Raw genomic sequence first — 16,624 nt, forward strand, 5'->3', positions numbered from 1 at the left:
CGACGGTGACCGTCAGCCGCCACCCCGGCCGTACGCCGCGGACATCCGACCGAAGGTGACATTCGGCCGGTCCGCCGGGCTCGGGGTCACCTTCGGTCGGGAGATCAGGCGACGATGTTGACCAGGCGGCCGGGCACCACGATCAGCTTGCGCGGCGCGGCGCCGTTCAGCAGGGCGGCGATCTTCTCGTCGGCCAGCGCGGCCGCCTCGATGGCGGCGTTGTCGGCGTCGGCGGGGACCTGAATCCGGCTGCGCACCTTGCCGTTCACTTGGATCGGGTACTCGACCGTGTCCTCGACCAGCAGCGCGGGATCCGCGACCGGGAACGGCCCGTGCGCCAGGGAAACGCTGTGGCCCAACCGTTCCCACAGCTCCTCGGCGATGTGCGGGGAGAGCGGGGCCAGCATCAGCACCAGCGGCTCCACCGCCGAGCGCGGTGCGCCGTCCGGGTAGTTCTTGGTCAGGTGGTTGGTCAGCTCGATGAGCTTCGCGCCCGCCGTGTTGTCGCGCAACGCGGCGAGATCCTCGTCGACGCCCGCGATCGTCTTGTGCGTCAGGCGCAGCGTCTCCTCCGACGGCGCGTCCTCGGTGACGCGCAGCGCGCCCGTCTCCTCGTCGACCACCAGACGCCAGACCCGCTGCAGGAACCGGTGCGCGCCGACGACGTCCTTGGTCGCCCACGGCCGCGAGGTGTCCAGGGGACCCATCGACATCTCGTAGAAGCGGAAGGTGTCGGCGCCGTACAGATCGCACATCTCGTCCGGAGAGATGGCGTTCTTCAACGACTTTCCGATCTTGCCGTACTCCTGGAACACCTCGATCTCGACGCCGGTCGCGTCCGTCCAGAAGAACTTGCCGTCGCGCTCGACGATCTCGGCGGCGGGCACGTACGCGCCGCGCTCGTCGGTGTAGGCGTGCGCCTGGATGTAGCCCTGGTTGAACAGCCGCCGGTACGGCTCGCTGCTGCTCACGTCGCCCAGGTCGAAGAGCACCTTCTGCCAGAAGCGCGCGTACAGCAGGTGCAGCACCGCGTGCTCCACGCCGCCGACGTACAGATCGACGCCGCCCGGATCGCTCGGGCCGTGCTCCGCGGTGCGCGGACCCAGCCAGTACTGCTCGTTCTCCTTGGCGCAGAACGCCTCCGGGTTGGTCGGGTCGGCGTAGCGCAGCTGGTACCAGGAGCTGCCCGCCCAGTTCGGCATGACGTTGGTGTCGCGCCGGTACTTCTTCGGCCCGTCGCCCAGATCCAGCTCGACGTGCACCCAGTCGGTGGCCTTGGCCAGCGGCGGGGAGGGCTCGGAGCTCGCGTCGTCCGGATCGAAGGTAACCGGAGCGAAGTCGTCCAGCTCCGGAAGCCGCACGGGCAGCATGGATTCCGGCAGCGCGTGCGGTGCGCCCTGCTCGTCGTAGACGATCGGGAACGGCTCGCCCCAGTAGCGCTGGCGGGCGAACAGCCAGTCGCGCAGCTTGTACTGGATGGTGCCGGTGCCGTGGCCGTCGGCCTCCAGCCTGCCGATGACGGTCGCCTTGGCCTCCTCGACCGAAAGACCGTTCAGGTAATCGGAGTTCACCAGCTCGCCCTCGCCCGAATGGGCGCCGTTGGCGACGTCGCCGCCGGAGATGACCTCCACGATCGGCAGGCCGAAGGCGGTGGCGAATTCGTGGTCGCGGTGATCGTGGCCGGGCACCGCCATGATCGCGCCGGTGCCGTAGCCGATCAGCACGTAGTCGGCGATGAAGATCGGGATCCGTTGTCCGTTCACCGGATTGGTGGCGTACGCGCCCAGGAAGACGCCGGTCTTCTCCTTGTTCTCCTGGCGCTCCAGATCCGACTTGGCGGCGATGGCCTTGCGGTAGGCGGCGACGGCGTCGGCGGGAGTCGCCGCGCTCTCGTTGGTCCAGCGCGGGTCGGTGTTCTCCGGCCACTGCGCCGCCGTCAGCCGGTCGACCAGCTCGTGTTCGGGGGCCAGCACCATGTAGGTCGCGCCGAACAGGGTGTCGGGGCGGGTGGTGAACACCTCGATCTGGCCCGCGTCCGAATCGAACTTCACCTGCGCGCCGCGCGAACGACCGATCCAGTTGCGCTGCATGGCCTTCACGTTCTCCGGCCAGTCCAGCAGATCCAGGTCGTCGACCAGCCGGTCCGAATAGGCGGTGATGCGCATCATCCACTGCCACAGGCGCTTACGGAAGACCGGGAAGTTGCCGCGCTCGCTGCGGCCCTCGGCCGTGACCTCCTCGTTGGACAGCACGGTGCCCAGACCGGGACACCAGTTGACCATCGAATCGGTCTGGTACACCAGGCGATACGAGTCGATCACCGCGGCGCGCTCGGCGGCGGTCATGGTGGCCCAGTCCTTGCCGTCGGGCGCGGGACGCGCGCCGGAGGCGAACTGTTCCTCCAGGTCCGCGATGGGGCGCGCACGGCCGGTCTCCAGGTCGTACCAGGCGTTGTAGATGCGCAGGAAGATCCACTGCGTCCAGCGGTAGTACTCGGGATCGGTGGTCGCGAACGAGCGACGCCGGTCGTGGCCGAGACCCAGCCGGTCCAGCTGGCGCTGCATGGTGGCGATGTTGGACTCGGTGGTGTCGCGCGGGTGCGCGCCGGTCTGCACCGCGTACTGCTCGGCGGGCAGGCCGAAGGCGTCGTAGCCCAGCGCGTGCAGCACGTTGCGTCCGTGCATGCGGTGGTAGCGCGCGAACACGTCGGTCGCGATATAGCCCAGCGGGTGGCCTACGTGCAGGCCCGCGCCCGACGGGTACGGGAACATGTCCTGGACGAACAGCTTGTCCGCGGGAGTGTCCCCGGCGAGCGGGCCGGTCGGGTTCGGCGCGTGGAAGGTGCCACGCTCCACCCAGTTCTGCTGCCACCGGCGCTCGATGCGGCCCGCGAGGTCAGCGTTGTACCGGTGCTGGGGTACATCGCTATCGGTTGCACGACTGTCCTGCACGGTCCTGCCTTCTTGTTCTCGCCGATCCTGGACAAACTTCGTATTACAGGGTAGAACGTGCGGTCCGAGGGACCGAAAATCGGGCGGCGCGAGTCCGTGCGCTAGCCTGCATAGGTGTTCGTAGTCGCTCTCGTCCTGTTCGTGTTGGCCGCCGTAGCCATCGCGACCGGCGTGCTCGGACTGATCGGCAAGCTCCCGCCCAACCGCTTCGTCGGTGTGCACACCGAAGCCGCGCTGACCTCCGAAGAGACCTTCCGCATCGCGAACCGCGTCGCCGCCCCGACCTCGGTCGCCGCGGGCGCGCTGCTGTTCGCCGGTGGTCTGGTCGCCTTCGCCGCGGGCGGTGTCGTGGCTCTCGTCGTGGGCGGCGCCACGGCCGTCATCGCCCTGTTCACCCTGGGTGCGGGCGCGAACGCCGCGGGCGAGGCGATCGCCGCTCTCGTGCCAGCGAAGGACATCGGCGGCTGCGGCCAGTCCTGCGGCGCGTGCTCCCTGCGCGACGCCTGCCAGCCCGCGAGCTGATCCACTTCTCGAGCCCCTCCCTGCGCGTACCCTGAGCTTCATCAGCGGGCGATTCGCCTTCGGAGGGGTTTTATGTTCTTCGTCCTGGCGACGATCGTCGCCGTCCTCGGCTTCGCCATCCTCGACTTCTACGGTCTCGCGGTGGCGGGCGTCATCTTCGCGATCGCCGCGGTGTTCGCGGTGATCGGTGTCGTCCAGATCAAGCGCAACGCGGCTCGGCCGAGGGGGCGGTGGTGGGCTGGTGACAGCGGCGGCTCGGACGACGGCGGCGGCTGCGGGGGCGGTGGTGGCTGCGGTGGAGGCGGCTGTGGTGGCGGAGGCGGAGGCGATTGAGCGCTGCCTGCCGCATCGCGATGCGGTTGTCGCGGACAAGGGCGGGGCGGTTGCGGCGGGCGGAGTGAAGCTCGGTCGCCCACCCTTACCCACCTCGTCGCGACACCGCGGCAGGGGTAAAGGCTGGGGAGCCGCGGCAAGTGCGGGTGGCTTCACCTACTTCGGCGATGGCGGCGGCAGTGACGGTCGGTGCGGCGGCTGCGGCGGCGGCAGCAGCTGTAGTGGTGGCAGCGGCTGCGGCGGAGGCGGCGGGGGTTGCGGCGGCGGTAGCTGACATCTGCGCCCCAGCAGGGTTCGGCCCGAGACGCCGGTGGGCGAGTAGCTGCCCATTTCTCTCCCGTCGATTCGGGTCAGTCGATGCCCGGGGGTGGTGGGATGCTGCGGGAGAGTGGGCTGTCCTTGGGGTTGAGGTAGAGGACGAAGAGAGTGACCGGGGCGGGGCCGAGGTTGCGGGCGACGTGGGGATACTCGGGACCACTTGGTTCACGGAACATTCGGCCGCGGTGGTAGATGACACGGGCGCCGTCGGGGCCGGGGTGGTCGAGGGTGCCGCGGGCGACCAGGACGAAGAGGGTGCCGTCGTGGTAGTGCCAGCCACTGGTGCCGCCGGGAGCGATCACTGTCTGGCGCAGGAGGATGTCGCGGCCTGCGATGGTGAAGCGCGCGAGTACTCGGCTCGCGGTGCCCGACGCGGGCGCGGCGTTGGGCGCCAGAGCGGGCAGACGTGGGATTCGCACCCACCCATCGAACCATCCGTTCGGGAGGCGTTCCGGACGTTGGTCAACGCAATCCCGCGACGGCCGCCAACACCGCCCGTCCCGCCTCCCGATCGCCGACGGCGATGCGTGCACTCCCGTCCGGGTAGACCTTCGCCGCGATACCCGCCCGCCGCAACGCCGTCGCCACCCCCGGCCCGGGGAGGTAGAGGAAGTTGGCGTGGCTGCGGGGGACGGTGTGGCCGCAGGCGAGCAGTGCGTTGCGCAACGCCTCGCGTTCGGCGGTGATGAGCCGGATCCGGGCCTCGAGTTCCGGTTCGGCGGCGTAGGACGCGGACACGGCGGCGACGGCGGAGGCGGAGACGCCGAAGGGAAGTTGCAGTCGTCGCACGCGTTCGACGAGTTCGCGCCGCCCGTACGCGTATCCGATGCGTAGCCCCGCGAGTCCATAGGCCTTCGAGAACGTCCGCAGCACAAGGAGATTCGGATACTTCCGCAGCAGTGCGAGCGTGTCCGTCCGCTCGGCGGGCCCGAGGAACTCGGCGTACGCCTCGTCCAGCACGACCGTCACCCGGTGCGGCACGGCGCTCAGGAAGGACTTCAGTTCACCGATGGGCACGACGGTGCCGGTGGGGTTGTGCGGACGGCACACCACGACCAGCGCCGTCCGCTTGTCGATCGCCCGCCGCATCGCGGGAAGATCTTGATTGCCCGAGGCGTCCAACGGCACCGGAACCATATTCATCCCGAGCATCCCCGCGATGATCGGATACCCGTCGAAGGTCGGCGTGCCCGTGACGATCTCCGTGCCCTCGCCGGTGACGGCCTGGATGATCTGCATGGCGACTCCGGTCGCTCCGGACCCGACGACCACCTGGTCGCCGCGCACGCCGACGTGCCGCGCGATGATCTCGGGTAGCAGCCGAGGCAGGAACTCGGGATACCGATTCGCCTGCGCGAGAGCGCGATTCACCGCACGAAGCACGGAAGGCAGCGGCGGGAAGGGATTCTCGCTCAGCGAGAGGTCGAACCGCACCGGCCGCGATCGCCGACGGTGGTGTCGCGAGGAGCGGGTGTCCTCGGCGGACCCGATGTTCATCCCGCCGCGCCCCAGCGCACCGCCGCGGCGGCCGCGAAATCGCCCGCGTGCGCGAACGCGGACATCAGCACCACCGACCCGTTGCGCAGCCGCCCGGCCTGATTCTCCACGTCCAAGGTGACGGGAATACCTGCGGCGAACAGGTTTCCGCACCGGTCGAAGGTGTCGGGGTGCCGTTCCGCTGGCAGCTCGAGCGCGTCGTGCCAGTTGCGCAGGAACAGCCGGTTCGGTTGGTTGGTGACGAACGTGTCGATGTCGCGCCCCTTCACACCGATCCGATCGCACACCGCGAGCGCCACTTCCGGCACCAGCCGGTTGCCGCGCGCGAACACCTTGGTCACCTTGGATTCGGTGAAACTCACACAGGCCTGGCCGGGACCGGGTTCCCAGTACTTGCGCTCGCCGTTGGTGGTGAAATCCATGTCTCCGGCGAATTCCGGGTAGGTGCGGCATTCGATGTCGAGGATCGGCGCGCTGTCGTCCTTGACCAGCAGCCCGACACCGCAGCCGTCGCCGGGCACCGGCGCCTGCGCGAGTTTGCGAATCTCGGTCTGGGTGAACACCGGTCCCGCGCAGTTCTGGGCGACCGCGATGAGCGCGGTGCGAGCGTCGGTGGTCTGCAAGATCATTCGGGCCAGCGCCATCATGTGCACGAAGGCCGCGCAGCCGCCGTTGTGGATGTCGTAGACGACGCGCGGGCGAATACCGAGCCGCCTGGCGACCTCGGGCCCGCTGCCGAGCACCGGGTTGTCCGGCAACTGTGTGTGCGTGATCAGCACGTCGACGCTCGAAAGCTCCTGTGCCCCACGGCGTTGCCGCAGCGGCTCGACCGCGCGCTCGATCATGTCGACGGCGGTCTCGTCCCGTGCCACGTGGTGCCGACCGCGCGGGGCACGGAACATCACGTTCTTCGCCATCCGGTCCGAGCGCGCGAACTGGGTGAAGTACTCGGTATCGACGGGCGCACCCGGCAGGTAGGAGGACACGTCGACAAGGCTGACGGTCGGCAGCGACGAAGCGTCCGGATCGGTCGCGTACATGGCCGTCCTCACTTCATCCAGTCGGGTTTGATCGGCAAACCGTGCGCGGCCCGGCATTCACAGATCGCCTTGAGGTTGTCGAGCTCGAGCTGATGTCCAGCGGAGAACATCTCCCAGAAGTCGCCGACCCAGACCGGACGCCCGGCGGGCGCGGTCTCGGGATAGGGGTTCTCGTCGTAGAACGGGTGACGGCAATTCGTCCACAGCACAACCGAACCCGGCTTGTTCAGCACCACTTGCGCGTCGACGACCCGCATCAGGTAGACCATCCACAGGTGCCGCCCCTGATCCCACGCGCAGTGGTAGTCGACCGTCATCGCGTCCGGATTGGCCACCGTGCGGGTGTAGATCTTCGTGGAATCGCCGAGCCGGTCGTAGGCCAGCCACAGGCCCGGTTCCTCGGTTTCGGTGAATCCGCGCAGGCTGTAGGTCCATTCCTCCAGCGACCTAGTGTCGGCCAGGTACTCGTACACCTCGCGGGGCGGCGCGGCGACATAGCCCTGGACCGGGCAGAAGTCCCCGAAGATCTGGTCGTGCGGGTACACCGACCGCAGCATGTCCATGATGATCGGGGTGGTCTCGTCCTTGTCGGAGTTCTCGATCCGCAGCACGCCGGGTACGACGTCTTCCGGGATGTCGCTGAGCGCGGGCAGGGCGCTGGTCGTCACGGGGTCCTCCTGGAGTTCTCGAGTGTGGTGAGAAACGGTGTGAACGGGGGGATCTCGTCGGGGTCGCAGTCGATCGCGAGGAACGACGGCCCCGATGTCGCTAGGCAGCGGCCGAGCGCGTCGGCGAGTTCGGCCGGTGTGCGCACGGTGTAGGCGGGTATGCGGGGAAACATGGCGGCGATGCCGTCGCCGAGGAACGCGGGCTGGAACCTGTTGAAGCTGTAGCGATCTCGGTAGTAGAGCTGTTCGCGCGTGACGCACATGGCGTGCGCGTTGTTGTTCAGCACGACGAACGTGATCGGCAGCCGGTGTTCGACGGCGGTGTGCACCTCCATGCCGTGCATGTAGAAAGCCCCGTCGCCCGCGATCACCACGGTGCGACCGGGCCCGCGCCGGGCGAACGCGGCGCCGATGCCCGCGCCGAAGGCGTAGCCCATCCCGCCCATGCCGAGGGCGACGACGAACCGTCCGCCGCGCGGCACGCGCAGGTGGTGGACCACCGCGGCGCCGGTGTTGCCCGCGTCGGCGAAGACGTCGGTGCCCGCGGGCAGTGCCGCGTCGATGGTCTCGACGAGTTCTCGATAGCGCAGACCAGGCCCGTCGGCGGCCGGTACCTGGAGCGGTGTCAGGGCGGCTGCGTCCGGAGTCGCATGCGTTGCCCTTGCGGTGCAAGCGAATTCGTCGGCGAGTTCGCCGAGTGTGATCGACAGGTCGGTGCTCGTCGCGTGGATCGTCGGCGGGTACGGCGGGGCGATGCCGACGCTGGCCACGGTGAGGTCGCCGAGCAGGTCGTCGAGCCCGGCGCGCGCGGTGACGGGTAGGCGGGTGCCGATCACCAGGCAGAGCGCGGCCGATCGGAGGTCCGCGGTGAGTTCGGGGTGGCCCATGCTGCCCGCGACGCCGCAGAATCCGGGATCGAAGTTGTCGTAGACGTCCTTGGCGTCCGGGGCGACACCGACCGTGGCGTCCAGAGCCGTAGCGAGGCGGGCCAATTCGTCGCGTGCGTCGTCGCGGGCGACTTGATCTCCCGCGATGATCACGATCTTTCCCGTGCTGCGCGCCGCGACGAGCGCGGCGCGCACCGCGGTGAGCCCGCTCGCATCGCGACGGTGCGAGCGGGGCGGCAACCGGAACGGCGGGACCGTGTCGAGCCCGGCCTGCTGCACATCCTTGGGCAGCAGCAGGACGGCAGGCCCACCGCGCCGGGCGGCGGCCACTGCCCTGACCACACTGTCGGGCAGCTGGGCCGCCGTTTCCACACGGGCGCAGTACCGGCTGACGGAGCCGAACAGGCGGACCGCATCGATCGCGCCCGCACGCCCGCTGGAGTCCTGGAACGCCCCTCGGCCCTCCAGCGCCGTCGGCGGCTGACCGACGAGCGCCAGCACCGGCACCCTGGACGCATACGATTCGGCCAGTCCGGCAACGAGATTCATCGCACCGCCGCCGGATGTCGCGGCGACGACGCCGAATCCCGCGGTGACCCTGGCGTATCCGTCGGCCATGGTGGCCGCGGAGAATTCGTGCTTGGCCACCACGCCGGTGACCTCGGAGTCGAACAGCGCGTCGTAGAGGTCTTCGATATTGGCGCCGTCGACCCCGAAGATATGCCGCACACCGAGTGTCGAAACCGCCCGAACCAGATAGTCCACGACCCTGTCCGGCATGGATGCTCCTTCCCCGGATGCGGGACACAGTGGGTGCGCCCGGCCGATCGCATACCTCGTACACGAGGAATACGAGATGCCCCGCCGCGCGGTTCAAATCGAACGGCCGAGCCGGTGGGGAAGAGCCTTGCGTGTACGTATACATCTACGTATAGTGAGTTCATGCCCAACAAGACCATCTACGTAGCCGACGACGATCTACCGCTGTTCCAGCGCGCCCAGGAGCTGGTGGGCGGCAATCTGTCCGGCGCGGTGACCACGGCGCTGCGCCGTTTCATCGAGCTGGAAGAGGGGCGCCAAGAAGGGTACGAGGAAGTGGTCCTCCGGGTCGGCCACAACGGTGTCCGGCAGGTGCGTTTCGCCGGATCCCTGCTCGGCGAGTGGCGCGACGTCAACGACACGCGATCGGAGCACGTACGGGTCTTCCGGTCGCGCAAGGGCAAGTTCGTGCTGCACGCGCAGTACTCGAACTGGTCCGAACTTCCCACCGACACCAACATTTTCAAGGACTGGAGGCAGTGGCGGCGGATCACCGGCATCGGTGATCAGGACTGGGGCGATTTCGTCATGGAGATCGCCGACACGCTCGACGAGCTGAAGGACAAGATGCCCGCCAAGCTCTACGAGCGCGTGGCCTACATCGCCGACCGCCCGCATATCGAGGATCTCGACATCTAGGTCGCGCGAAAAGCGCTCCGCGACAACCGAACAGCGCGTTCTAAAAAGCGACACCGCACCGCGATTGGGCGGCGGTGCGGGTGAAACATGCACTTATTCGCATTGAGTAATGAATTTTGACGAAAGGACCACCATGATCAACGGTCATCGTGCGCCGGCGATCTCGGCGTTCGGCCTGTGCAAATCGTACGGCGAGCAAGTGGTGCTCGACGGCATCGATCTCACCGTGCCGGAAGGGACCATCTTCTCCCTGCTCGGGCCGAACGGCGCGGGCAAGACCACGACCGTGCAGATCCTCACCACGCTGATCGGCGCGGACTCCGGCGAAATCCGGGTGGGAGGTTACGATCTCGCCGCCGAGCGCAACGAGGTGCGCTCGGTGATCGGGGTGACCGGACAGTTCTCGGCGGTGGACGAACTGCTGACCGGCCGGGAGAACCTGCTGCTCATGGCGGATCTGCACCATTTGCCGCGGCGGGATGGCAAACGTCTGGCCGACGATCTGCTGGCCCGCTTCGACCTGGTCGAGGCTGCCGACAAGACGGCCGCGACCTACTCCGGCGGCATGGTCCGGCGACTCGACCTGGCGATGACGCTGGTCGGCGACCCGCGCGTCATCTTCCTGGACGAACCGACGACCGGTCTCGACCCCCGCAGCAGGCGTTCCATGTGGGAGATCATCCGCGCGCTGGTCGACGACTACAGCGTGACCGTCTTCCTCACCACCCAGTACCTCGAGGAGGCCGATCAGCTCGCCGACCGGATCGCCGTGCTGGACGGTGGTCGCATCGTCGCCGAGGGCACCGCGGCCGAACTGAAGAAGCTGGTGCCCGGCGGACACATCCGTCTCGAATTCGGCACCGCCGTAGAGCTTTCCGCCGCGGCCCGAGTTCTCGGTGAGACGGCCCGCGTGCTGGACGGCGTCGGCGACGAGGAGCTGACGCTCGCGGTGCCGAGCGACGGTGGCGTGAAATCGCTGCGCTTCGTGCTGGATCGGCTCGACGACGCGCGCATCGAGGTCGAAGGCCTCTCCGTGCACACCCCGAACCTGGACGACGTCTTCCTCGCCCTCACCGGGCACCCGACTGCCGAGAAGGAGATCGCGCGATGAACGCTACTTCGTTTGCCCTCGCCGATTCGGTGACCATGCTGCGGCGAAACCTGCTGCACGCCAAGCGGTATCCCAGCTTGACCTTCGGCGTGGTGATCATGCCGGTGATTCTGATGCTGGTGTTCAACTTCGTGTTCGGTGGCGCGCTGGAGAAGTCCTCGGGCGGCAACTACATCGACTACCTGACACCGGGCATGATGCTGATGCTCCCGGCGTACTTGACGGTCGCGGTATCGGTCTCCATCGCGTCCGACAAAACCAAGGGCATCGTGAACCGCCTTCGCACCATGGCGATTTTCCAGCCCTCGATGCTGGCGGGGCATGTCATCGGCGCGCTGATCCAGGCGCTCATCGGCGTCGTGATCATGGTCGCGGTGGCGCTGCTCATCGGATTCCGGCCGGACGCCAACCCGGTGGAATGGGTGGCCGTGTTCGGCCTGTTCGCGCTGGTGATGTTCGCGTTCTCCTGGCTCGGGGTGGCGCTCGGCCTGATCGCGGTCAATCCGGAGAGCGCGAGCAACCTGCCCTTCCCGCTGGTGATGATGCCGTTCCTCGGCAGCGGGCTGGTCGCCACCGACACCATGCCGGTCGGCATGCGCCAGTTCGCCGAGTACCAGCCGTTCACTCCGCTGACCGAGACGCTGCGCGGTCTGCTGATGGGTACGGAGATCGGCAACAACGGCATCATCGCGCTCGCCTGGTGCGTCGGTCTCGGCCTGGTCGGCTACCTCTGGTCGACGTCGCTGTTCCGCAAGCAGACCGTCTGAACCGACCGCCGCGACATCACCGGGTGTCGCGGCGGTTCTGGGCGCTCAAACCGTCCCGGTGAGGACCACCTTGTTGGTAGCGGACGATTTGATCTCCACCTTCTGCACCTGGTCGGGCGCCATGTCGATGGTGCGGTCCACGGTCAGCGCGGTGCCGGGGCCCGCGGGCCATTCGTCCAGCTCGAGCTGGCGGCCGTCGGCGCCGGTCACCAGCAGCGTGTACTTGTAGGTGTAGCGCAGGTCGCTCGGCCCGTAGGTGCAGCTCATCACGACACGGGCCCGCTCGCCGTCGGCCATCAGCTTGAAACTGGCCGAGATCGGGGTCGGCTCCAGCGGGCTCATCGACCGTTCCGCGATCACCTGCTCGACCACCGGAGGTTCCGTCACGGTCGTCGTGTTCAGCACCGGGATGGCGATCGCGACGGCCGCGGCGGCGGCAGCGACCGCCCCGCCGAGCGCCGCCCACCGGCCGCGCCGTCTGCGTCGCTGTTCCGCGGCGGCCAGTCTCGGCAGCAGGTCGGGAACCGGCGGCTCTGCCTCGGGCGCGGCGCCGTCGGCCGTGCCGATCATGCCGAGCGCGGTCTCGGTCGGCACCAGCGCGAGCATGCCCGGCAGTCCGGCGAGCTCGGCGACGGAGGCGCGGCAGTCGGCGCAGCGCGCGAGATGCTCCTCGTATTCGCGGCGCTCGCTGCCGGTGAGGGAGCCGAGCACGTAGGGCGCGTCCCACGTCGTGTAGTCGTCGGCGATTTGCGTCATCGGTTCGTCACCCCCATTTCGTGCAACGCCAGCCGCAGCGCCCGCATACCGTAATGCATGCGCGATTTCACCGTGCCGGGCGGAATCTCCAGTTCGGCCGCGATCTGGTGGGTGGACAGGCCGCGATAGTAGGCGCGCACGATCACCTCGCGGTGGTCGGCGCTCAGCCGGGCCAGCGCGTCGGCGACCAGCCAGCCGTCCAGCGTCCGATCGGCCTGATCGGGTGCGGGTTGTTCGGGCGGACTGTCGGTGCGGAACTCCCTGCGATTGCGTGCGCTGCGATGCTCGTCGACGACCAGGTTGCGGGCGACCGTGAACAGCCACGCGCGCGCCGACATCGTCTGCTGATCGAGCACGTTCGGCCGCTGCCACGCGCGCAGCAGCGTTTCCTGCACGATGTCCTCGGCGCGTCCGGCGTCGTGCACCAGGCCGAGGGTGTAGCGCCAGAGCGCGGGCGCGTGCTCCTGGTACAGCACGCGCATCAGCTCGGCCTGGTCGTCCGGCTCGCCCGCCGCGCCGCGCTGGGCTGCGGCCGCGTCGGTGGGCCGGGGTTGTTCCGGTGGGATACCCATGCGCTCACCGGGTCAGTTCGTGCGTTTCACGGTGTGGACTCCTTCTCGTTTCGAGGAGTACACGAGCTCAGTTGCGTTCCAGTTCAATCGGGTGCGTGGCCAGCAGCGAGAGCGGGAGCGGCTGGCGGCGCAGGACATGCGCCCAGAGATCGGAGCGGCCGGTGCTGATCGGGTCGGAGGAGAGAGCCGAGAGGACGATCCAGTCCTCGTTCTCCAGTTCGCCCTCGAGTTGTCCGAAGGTCCAGCCGGAGTAGCCCGCGAAGATGCGCAGGCCCTCGACGAGCGGGCCGATGCGCTCGGGATCGGCGTCGAGATCGACGAGCACCACGCGGCCGTCGATGCGGCGCAGACCGGGCACCCCGGCGGTGGTGGCGCCCGCCTTCAGGGTGCCGAGGCACAGTGCGGCGTCCCGTTTCACCGGTCCGCCGCTGAACAGCGTGCGCGGTGTGGTGGCCAGATCCGCCCAGCGCGGCAGCACGTCGTGTACCGCGGTGTCGGTGGGGCGGTTCAGCACGACGCCGAGACTGCCGGAGTCGTTGTGCTCGATGATGTACACGACGGTTCTTCGGAAGGTCGGCTCGACCAGGTCCGTCGCCGCCAGCAGCAGGGTGCCCGCGCGCACCGCCTGCTCGCCGCGCCGGAAATCGCGCCGGCGACGGTCACCGTGCCCGCCGTGAGTTTTCCGATCATCCGGGTCGTCTCCGCGTGCCACCCGGACATCATCGCAGTTTGTGCGCCCGAGTGCTCGTTTCCAGGCCCGTGGATTTCGGCGAAAGTTCATTCGGCGGCGTTCGACGCGCGAACTGTCTGGGCCAGCTTACCGACGTGCGATATCTCTCGCCCGCCCGATGTATCGCATGCCCGGCGACGTCGTAGAGTCGGCGGTATGGAACCGCCCGAGGTCGTCCTCGAGAACAGTGACAGCGTCTACGACTACTATCGCGATCACCGGCAGAACCGGCTGAAGGCGATGGCCGCTTATGCCCTTCTGGGACGCCGTTACCATCCGCGGATCAGCTACGCCGAGCGCGCGAAGGAGGCGGTGCGGACGCTGACCAAGAGCGGACGACCGATCATCTTCGCGATCAACCACCTGTCGCAGAGCGATCCGTACACGGTCGCCGCGGCGGCCTGGCGCAGCCCGCTGCGCTCGGTCATCGGCAAGGTTCGGGTGCTGGCCAAGGACGAGCTGTTCATCGATCCCGACCAGCGGCGCAAGGTGGACATGATGGGCGGGATCCCGGTGTTCCGCGGCAAGGACCACGGCATCAGGGCGGTGAACGCGGCGGGTCAGCGAATGATGGACATCTGCGCCGAACGGCTGGCGCGCGGCGACCACATCGCCGTCTTCCCCGAAGGCACCTGCAACGACGTCGACCCGACCCAGGTGCAGGCCGTCGGCAGCGGCATCGGGCACATCGCGTTCCGGGCCATGAAGCTCGGCGTGCACCCGGCGCTGGTCAGCCTCGGTCTCAGTTACGGTCCCCGCCCCGACCCGAAGATCGAGCCGACCAAGGAAGAGGCCAAGTCGGCCAGCTTCTACTTCCAGTCGCCGATCACCGATCTGCCGAACAAGCCCGCGGACATCGCGCGGCTGGTGCGCGCGGATTTGCAGCTGGCGCTCGATGGGGCGGTTGCGAACTACTGAGGGAGTGATCCGCAGGGCGCGTCTACTGCGGCAGGCCGAGTCGCTGTCTGGCCCAGTGCGGCACCGAGGCGATGTACTCGGGGTGCGTCTGCACGAAGTGCTGCACCAGCGGGCACATCGGCAGCACGCCGAAGCCCTCGCGGCGGGTGCCCGCCAGCGCCGTGCCGACCAGTTGGGTGGCGTAACCCTGGCGCTCGTAGCTGGGGTAGATCTCGGTGTGCACGAACGCCCGCTCGGACGCGGTGTCCTGGTACTCGGCGTACCCGGCGATCGCACCGTCGACGTAGATCTCGAATCGTTCCATGGCGGTGTTGTTGCGGACCTCGGTCGACATGGTTCGACGCTACTCTGATGCGCCCGATGGCGAGACATCGCAGCGGATCCCGGTGTGAAATAGCCGGTTCGACTTGTCTACCGGGTGGCCGCCTGAGCAGAATGCTCTTGGTCGCGTCGCGCGCTCCCCGAGAGCCGTGGCCCGGCGGAGGTGCGAAAACATGATGAGGACGCGTATTTCACGGGTGGCCGCCGCCCTCGCCGCGGCGAGCATGCTCGGCGGGTCGGTCGTGACGGGGCTCGCCGAGGCCGCTCCCACAACGGCTTTCGGATCTTGCCCGGACGGCTCGGTGCCCGAAGGCGCTGGCGTGCAGTGCGCGGTGATCAGCGTGCCGATGAACCACGCCGAACCCGACGGTCCGCGTATCGATCTCACCGTCAGCCGGATCGCCGCCACCGGCGAACGGCACGGCGTCATCTTCACCAACCCCGGCGGTCCCGGCGCGGACAGTCTCGCCTACTGGGCGCAGCGGATCGAGGTCATGCCCACCGAGCTGAACGCCCACTACGACCGCATAGCGGTGCAGCCGCGCGGTCTGCGCTGGGCCACTCCGCTCCGCTGCGCATCGGAAACAGCTGAGGGACAACAGGTGTCGATCGGCGGCGGCAGCCGCGACGAGATCAAGAAGGCCTGCGACGCGGCGCAGCCCGGCTACCTGGACACCATCACCACCGAGAACACCGCCCGCGACATGGAGGCGGTGCGCGCCGCGCTCGGCGTCGAGCGGATCAGCTATCTCGGCACTTCGTACGGGACCTATCTCGGCGCCGTCTACGCCTCGCTGTTCCCGGACCGCGTGGAGCGGATGGTGCTGGACTCCAACGTGCACCCCGACTGGGTGTGGACCGAGGAGTTCGCCCAGCAGCAAGCCGCGGGCAAGCAGCGGCTCGACGACCTGTTCGCCTGGATCGCCGAGCACAACGGCGAATACCGGCTCGGTGACACGGCTTTGCGCGTCTACCAGAACTGGGTGCGGCTGGTCTCCGCGCAGGGCGGCGGCTGGTACGCCAACCTGACGCCGCCGCCGGCGAGCGTGGCCGATCTGCCCGGCGAACTGCCCGAACCGCTGGCCGAGCTCGCCCGCGACGGTTACAACGGCACGATGGAGCAGGGCGGCAAACTGCAAAATCTGGTGCGCACCTTGATATCCGGCGGCAGCTCCGCCCAGGTGCCGCTGGTCGGCGCGACCGCGGTGGCCACCTACACCCGCTCCTTCTGGCCGACCTTCGCGCGGGCCATGTCCGACGCCAACGCCGATCCGGCGAACGTGCAGCGACTGCTCGCCATCGAGGGCGCCACCGCCACCGACCCCACCGGCCGCTTCGTCTTCTCCGCCATCACCTGCAACGAGAACGCGGTGCCCGGCCGCCCGGAACTGATCGGCGCCGCCATCGGCACCATCGCCTCCGGTGGCAACGCCATGGACGCCCGGGCCGACTTGGTCCGCGCTGGCCTCAGCTGCGGATCCTGGCGCCCGATCGCCGAGCCGGTCCCCCTCACCGGCGCCGACCTTCGCGTCAAACCCCTTGTGCTGCAAAGCCGCCACGACGCACTCACGCCGTACGAGGGCGGACCCGCGATGGCGCGAGCGCTCCAGGGTTCGCTGATCACGGTCGAGGGCGGCGACCACGGCACCTTCGGTCGTGGAAACCCCGCGGTCGACGACGCGGTGCTCACCTACTTGCGCACCGGCCAGGTCGCGACCACCCACGCAGAACAGGCCCCGCTGCCGAGTCGGTGACGCGGGCCGCGGCTTGAATGT

The 16,624-nt window shown here is 68.6% G+C and carries 17 protein-coding genes; 7 read left to right on the plus strand and 10 right to left on the minus strand.

What is annotated here, in order from left to right; genetic code table 11:
• Window positions 1-104: 104 nt before the first annotated feature.
• Window positions 105-2,951, minus strand: coding sequence for a leucine--tRNA ligase (gene leuS / locus ABZV58_RS02780; protein ID WP_354998446.1), 2,847 nt, complete (start codon window positions 2,949-2,951; stop codon window positions 105-107).
• A 114-nt stretch (window positions 2,952-3,065) separates the two neighbouring features.
• Here leuS and ABZV58_RS02785 point away from each other — a divergent pair, with 114 nt between their 5' ends.
• Both ABZV58_RS02785 and ABZV58_RS02790 read left to right on the plus strand, forming a co-directional pair.
• Window positions 3,066-3,473 carry an SdpI family protein gene (locus ABZV58_RS02785; RefSeq protein ID WP_354998447.1) on the plus strand — a complete coding sequence of 136 codons (408 nt, stop codon included), beginning with the start codon at window positions 3,066-3,068 and terminating at the stop codon, window positions 3,471-3,473.
• Between the two features lie 72 nt (window positions 3,474-3,545).
• Window positions 3,546-3,806, plus strand: coding sequence for a hypothetical protein (locus ABZV58_RS02790; RefSeq protein ID WP_354998448.1), 261 nt, complete (start codon window positions 3,546-3,548; stop codon window positions 3,804-3,806).
• Window positions 3,807-4,156: 350 nt separating this feature from the next.
• Here ABZV58_RS02790 and ABZV58_RS02795 read toward each other — a convergent pair whose 3' ends face one another.
• The 5 genes from ABZV58_RS02795 to ABZV58_RS02815 are packed head-to-tail and all read right to left on the minus strand — an operon-like array spanning window position 4,157 to window position 8,996.
• Window positions 4,157-4,543, minus strand: a complete 387-nt coding sequence (locus ABZV58_RS02795; RefSeq protein ID WP_354998449.1) for a cupin domain-containing protein — start codon at window positions 4,541-4,543, stop codon at window positions 4,157-4,159.
• A 43-nt stretch (window positions 4,544-4,586) separates the two neighbouring features.
• Entirely contained in the window at window positions 4,587-5,621 is a 1,035-nt protein-coding gene (locus ABZV58_RS02800; protein WP_354998450.1) for an aminotransferase class I/II-fold pyridoxal phosphate-dependent enzyme, read from the minus strand.
• On the minus strand, window positions 5,618-6,661 hold the full coding sequence (locus ABZV58_RS02805; protein WP_354998451.1) for a 3-oxoacyl-[acyl-carrier-protein] synthase III C-terminal domain-containing protein: 1,044 nt from the start codon (window positions 6,659-6,661) through the stop codon (window positions 5,618-5,620). The genes ABZV58_RS02800 and ABZV58_RS02805 overlap by 4 nt, the downstream gene beginning before the upstream one ends.
• 8 nt (window positions 6,662-6,669) lie before the next feature.
• The gene (locus ABZV58_RS02810; RefSeq protein ID WP_354998452.1) at window positions 6,670-7,329 is read right to left on the minus strand and encodes an SRPBCC family protein; all 660 of its coding nucleotides are present in this window, start codon (window positions 7,327-7,329) and stop codon (window positions 6,670-6,672) included.
• On the minus strand, window positions 7,326-8,996 hold the full coding sequence (locus ABZV58_RS02815; RefSeq protein WP_354998453.1) for a thiamine pyrophosphate-binding protein: 1,671 nt from the start codon (window positions 8,994-8,996) through the stop codon (window positions 7,326-7,328). The genes ABZV58_RS02810 and ABZV58_RS02815 overlap by 4 nt, the downstream gene beginning before the upstream one ends.
• 162 nt (window positions 8,997-9,158) lie before the next feature.
• Here ABZV58_RS02815 and ABZV58_RS02820 point away from each other — a divergent pair, with 162 nt between their 5' ends.
• The 3 genes from ABZV58_RS02820 to ABZV58_RS02830 all read left to right on the plus strand — a co-directional run bounded on the left by ABZV58_RS02820 (window position 9,159) and on the right by ABZV58_RS02830 (window position 11,552).
• Window positions 9,159-9,674 (plus strand): EXLDI protein, encoded by a 516-nt coding sequence (locus tag ABZV58_RS02820; RefSeq protein ID WP_354998454.1) that lies wholly within the window; start codon window positions 9,159-9,161, stop codon window positions 9,672-9,674.
• Between the two features lie 133 nt (window positions 9,675-9,807).
• Complete coding sequence (locus ABZV58_RS02825; RefSeq protein WP_354998455.1) at window positions 9,808-10,785, plus strand: ATP-binding cassette domain-containing protein; 978 nt, start codon at window positions 9,808-9,810, stop codon at window positions 10,783-10,785.
• Window positions 10,782-11,552, plus strand: coding sequence for an ABC transporter permease (locus tag ABZV58_RS02830; RefSeq protein ID WP_354998456.1), 771 nt, complete (start codon window positions 10,782-10,784; stop codon window positions 11,550-11,552). The genes ABZV58_RS02825 and ABZV58_RS02830 overlap by 4 nt, the downstream gene beginning before the upstream one ends.
• A gap of 45 nt (window positions 11,553-11,597) precedes the next feature.
• On the opposite strand, the gene ABZV58_RS02835 is transcribed toward ABZV58_RS02830, so the two are convergent.
• The 3 genes from ABZV58_RS02835 to ABZV58_RS02845 all read right to left on the minus strand — a co-directional run bounded on the left by ABZV58_RS02835 (window position 11,598) and on the right by ABZV58_RS02845 (window position 13,592).
• Complete coding sequence (locus tag ABZV58_RS02835) at window positions 11,598-12,308, minus strand: zf-HC2 domain-containing protein (RefSeq protein ID WP_354998457.1); 711 nt, start codon at window positions 12,306-12,308, stop codon at window positions 11,598-11,600.
• The gene (locus tag ABZV58_RS02840) at window positions 12,305-12,880 is read right to left on the minus strand and encodes a sigma-70 family RNA polymerase sigma factor (protein WP_354998458.1); all 576 of its coding nucleotides are present in this window, start codon (window positions 12,878-12,880) and stop codon (window positions 12,305-12,307) included. Before ABZV58_RS02840 ends, ABZV58_RS02835 begins: the two co-directional genes overlap by 4 nt.
• Before the next feature lie 67 nt (window positions 12,881-12,947).
• Window positions 12,948-13,592, minus strand: coding sequence for a YqgE/AlgH family protein (locus ABZV58_RS02845; RefSeq protein WP_354998459.1), 645 nt, complete (start codon window positions 13,590-13,592; stop codon window positions 12,948-12,950).
• Between the two features lie 174 nt (window positions 13,593-13,766).
• Between ABZV58_RS02845 and ABZV58_RS02850 the strand changes: the two genes are divergently transcribed.
• The gene (locus tag ABZV58_RS02850; protein WP_354998460.1) at window positions 13,767-14,528 is read left to right on the plus strand and encodes a 1-acyl-sn-glycerol-3-phosphate acyltransferase; all 762 of its coding nucleotides are present in this window, start codon (window positions 13,767-13,769) and stop codon (window positions 14,526-14,528) included.
• Window positions 14,529-14,550: 22 nt separating this feature from the next.
• Here the strand turns inward: ABZV58_RS02850 and ABZV58_RS02855 are convergent, their stop codons facing one another.
• Entirely contained in the window at window positions 14,551-14,862 is a 312-nt protein-coding gene (locus ABZV58_RS02855) for a GNAT family N-acetyltransferase (RefSeq protein WP_354998461.1), read from the minus strand.
• A 163-nt stretch (window positions 14,863-15,025) separates the two neighbouring features.
• Here ABZV58_RS02855 and ABZV58_RS02860 point away from each other — a divergent pair, with 163 nt between their 5' ends.
• Window positions 15,026-16,603, plus strand: a complete 1,578-nt coding sequence (locus ABZV58_RS02860; RefSeq protein WP_354998462.1) for an alpha/beta hydrolase — start codon at window positions 15,026-15,028, stop codon at window positions 16,601-16,603.
• The last annotated feature ends 21 nt before the right edge of the window (window positions 16,604-16,624 follow it).

Source organism: Nocardia sp. NPDC004654 (assembly GCF_040609595.1).
Lineage (GTDB): Bacteria > Actinomycetota > Actinomycetes > Mycobacteriales > Mycobacteriaceae > Nocardia.

What these genes read in the sequence shown, in the direction of transcription:
- ABZV58_RS02815 (WP_354998453.1), bottom strand. Translation starts at nt 8,996, where the DNA reads ATGCCGGACAGGGTCGTGGACTATCTGGTTCGGGCGGTTTCGACACTC.
- ABZV58_RS02855 (WP_354998461.1), bottom strand. Translation starts at nt 14,862, where the DNA reads ATGTCGACCGAGGTCCGCAACAACACCGCCATGGAACGATTCGAGATC.
- ABZV58_RS02790 (WP_354998448.1), top strand. Translation starts at nt 3,546, where the DNA reads ATGTTCTTCGTCCTGGCGACGATCGTCGCCGTCCTCGGCTTCGCCATC.
- ABZV58_RS02840 (WP_354998458.1), bottom strand. Translation starts at nt 12,880, where the DNA reads ATGGGTATCCCACCGGAACAACCCCGGCCCACCGACGCGGCCGCAGCC.
- ABZV58_RS02850 (WP_354998460.1), top strand. Translation starts at nt 13,767, where the DNA reads ATGGAACCGCCCGAGGTCGTCCTCGAGAACAGTGACAGCGTCTACGAC.
- ABZV58_RS02800 (WP_354998450.1), bottom strand. Translation starts at nt 5,621, where the DNA reads ATGAACATCGGGTCCGCCGAGGACACCCGCTCCTCGCGACACCACCGT.
- ABZV58_RS02835 (WP_354998457.1), bottom strand. Translation starts at nt 12,308, where the DNA reads ATGACGCAAATCGCCGACGACTACACGACGTGGGACGCGCCCTACGTG.
- ABZV58_RS02820 (WP_354998454.1), top strand. Translation starts at nt 9,159, where the DNA reads ATGCCCAACAAGACCATCTACGTAGCCGACGACGATCTACCGCTGTTC.
- ABZV58_RS02805 (WP_354998451.1), bottom strand. Translation starts at nt 6,661, where the DNA reads ATGTACGCGACCGATCCGGACGCTTCGTCGCTGCCGACCGTCAGCCTT.
- ABZV58_RS02860 (WP_354998462.1), top strand. Translation starts at nt 15,026, where the DNA reads ATGAGGACGCGTATTTCACGGGTGGCCGCCGCCCTCGCCGCGGCGAGC.
- ABZV58_RS02830 (WP_354998456.1), top strand. Translation starts at nt 10,782, where the DNA reads ATGAACGCTACTTCGTTTGCCCTCGCCGATTCGGTGACCATGCTGCGG.
- ABZV58_RS02825 (WP_354998455.1), top strand. Translation starts at nt 9,808, where the DNA reads ATGATCAACGGTCATCGTGCGCCGGCGATCTCGGCGTTCGGCCTGTGC.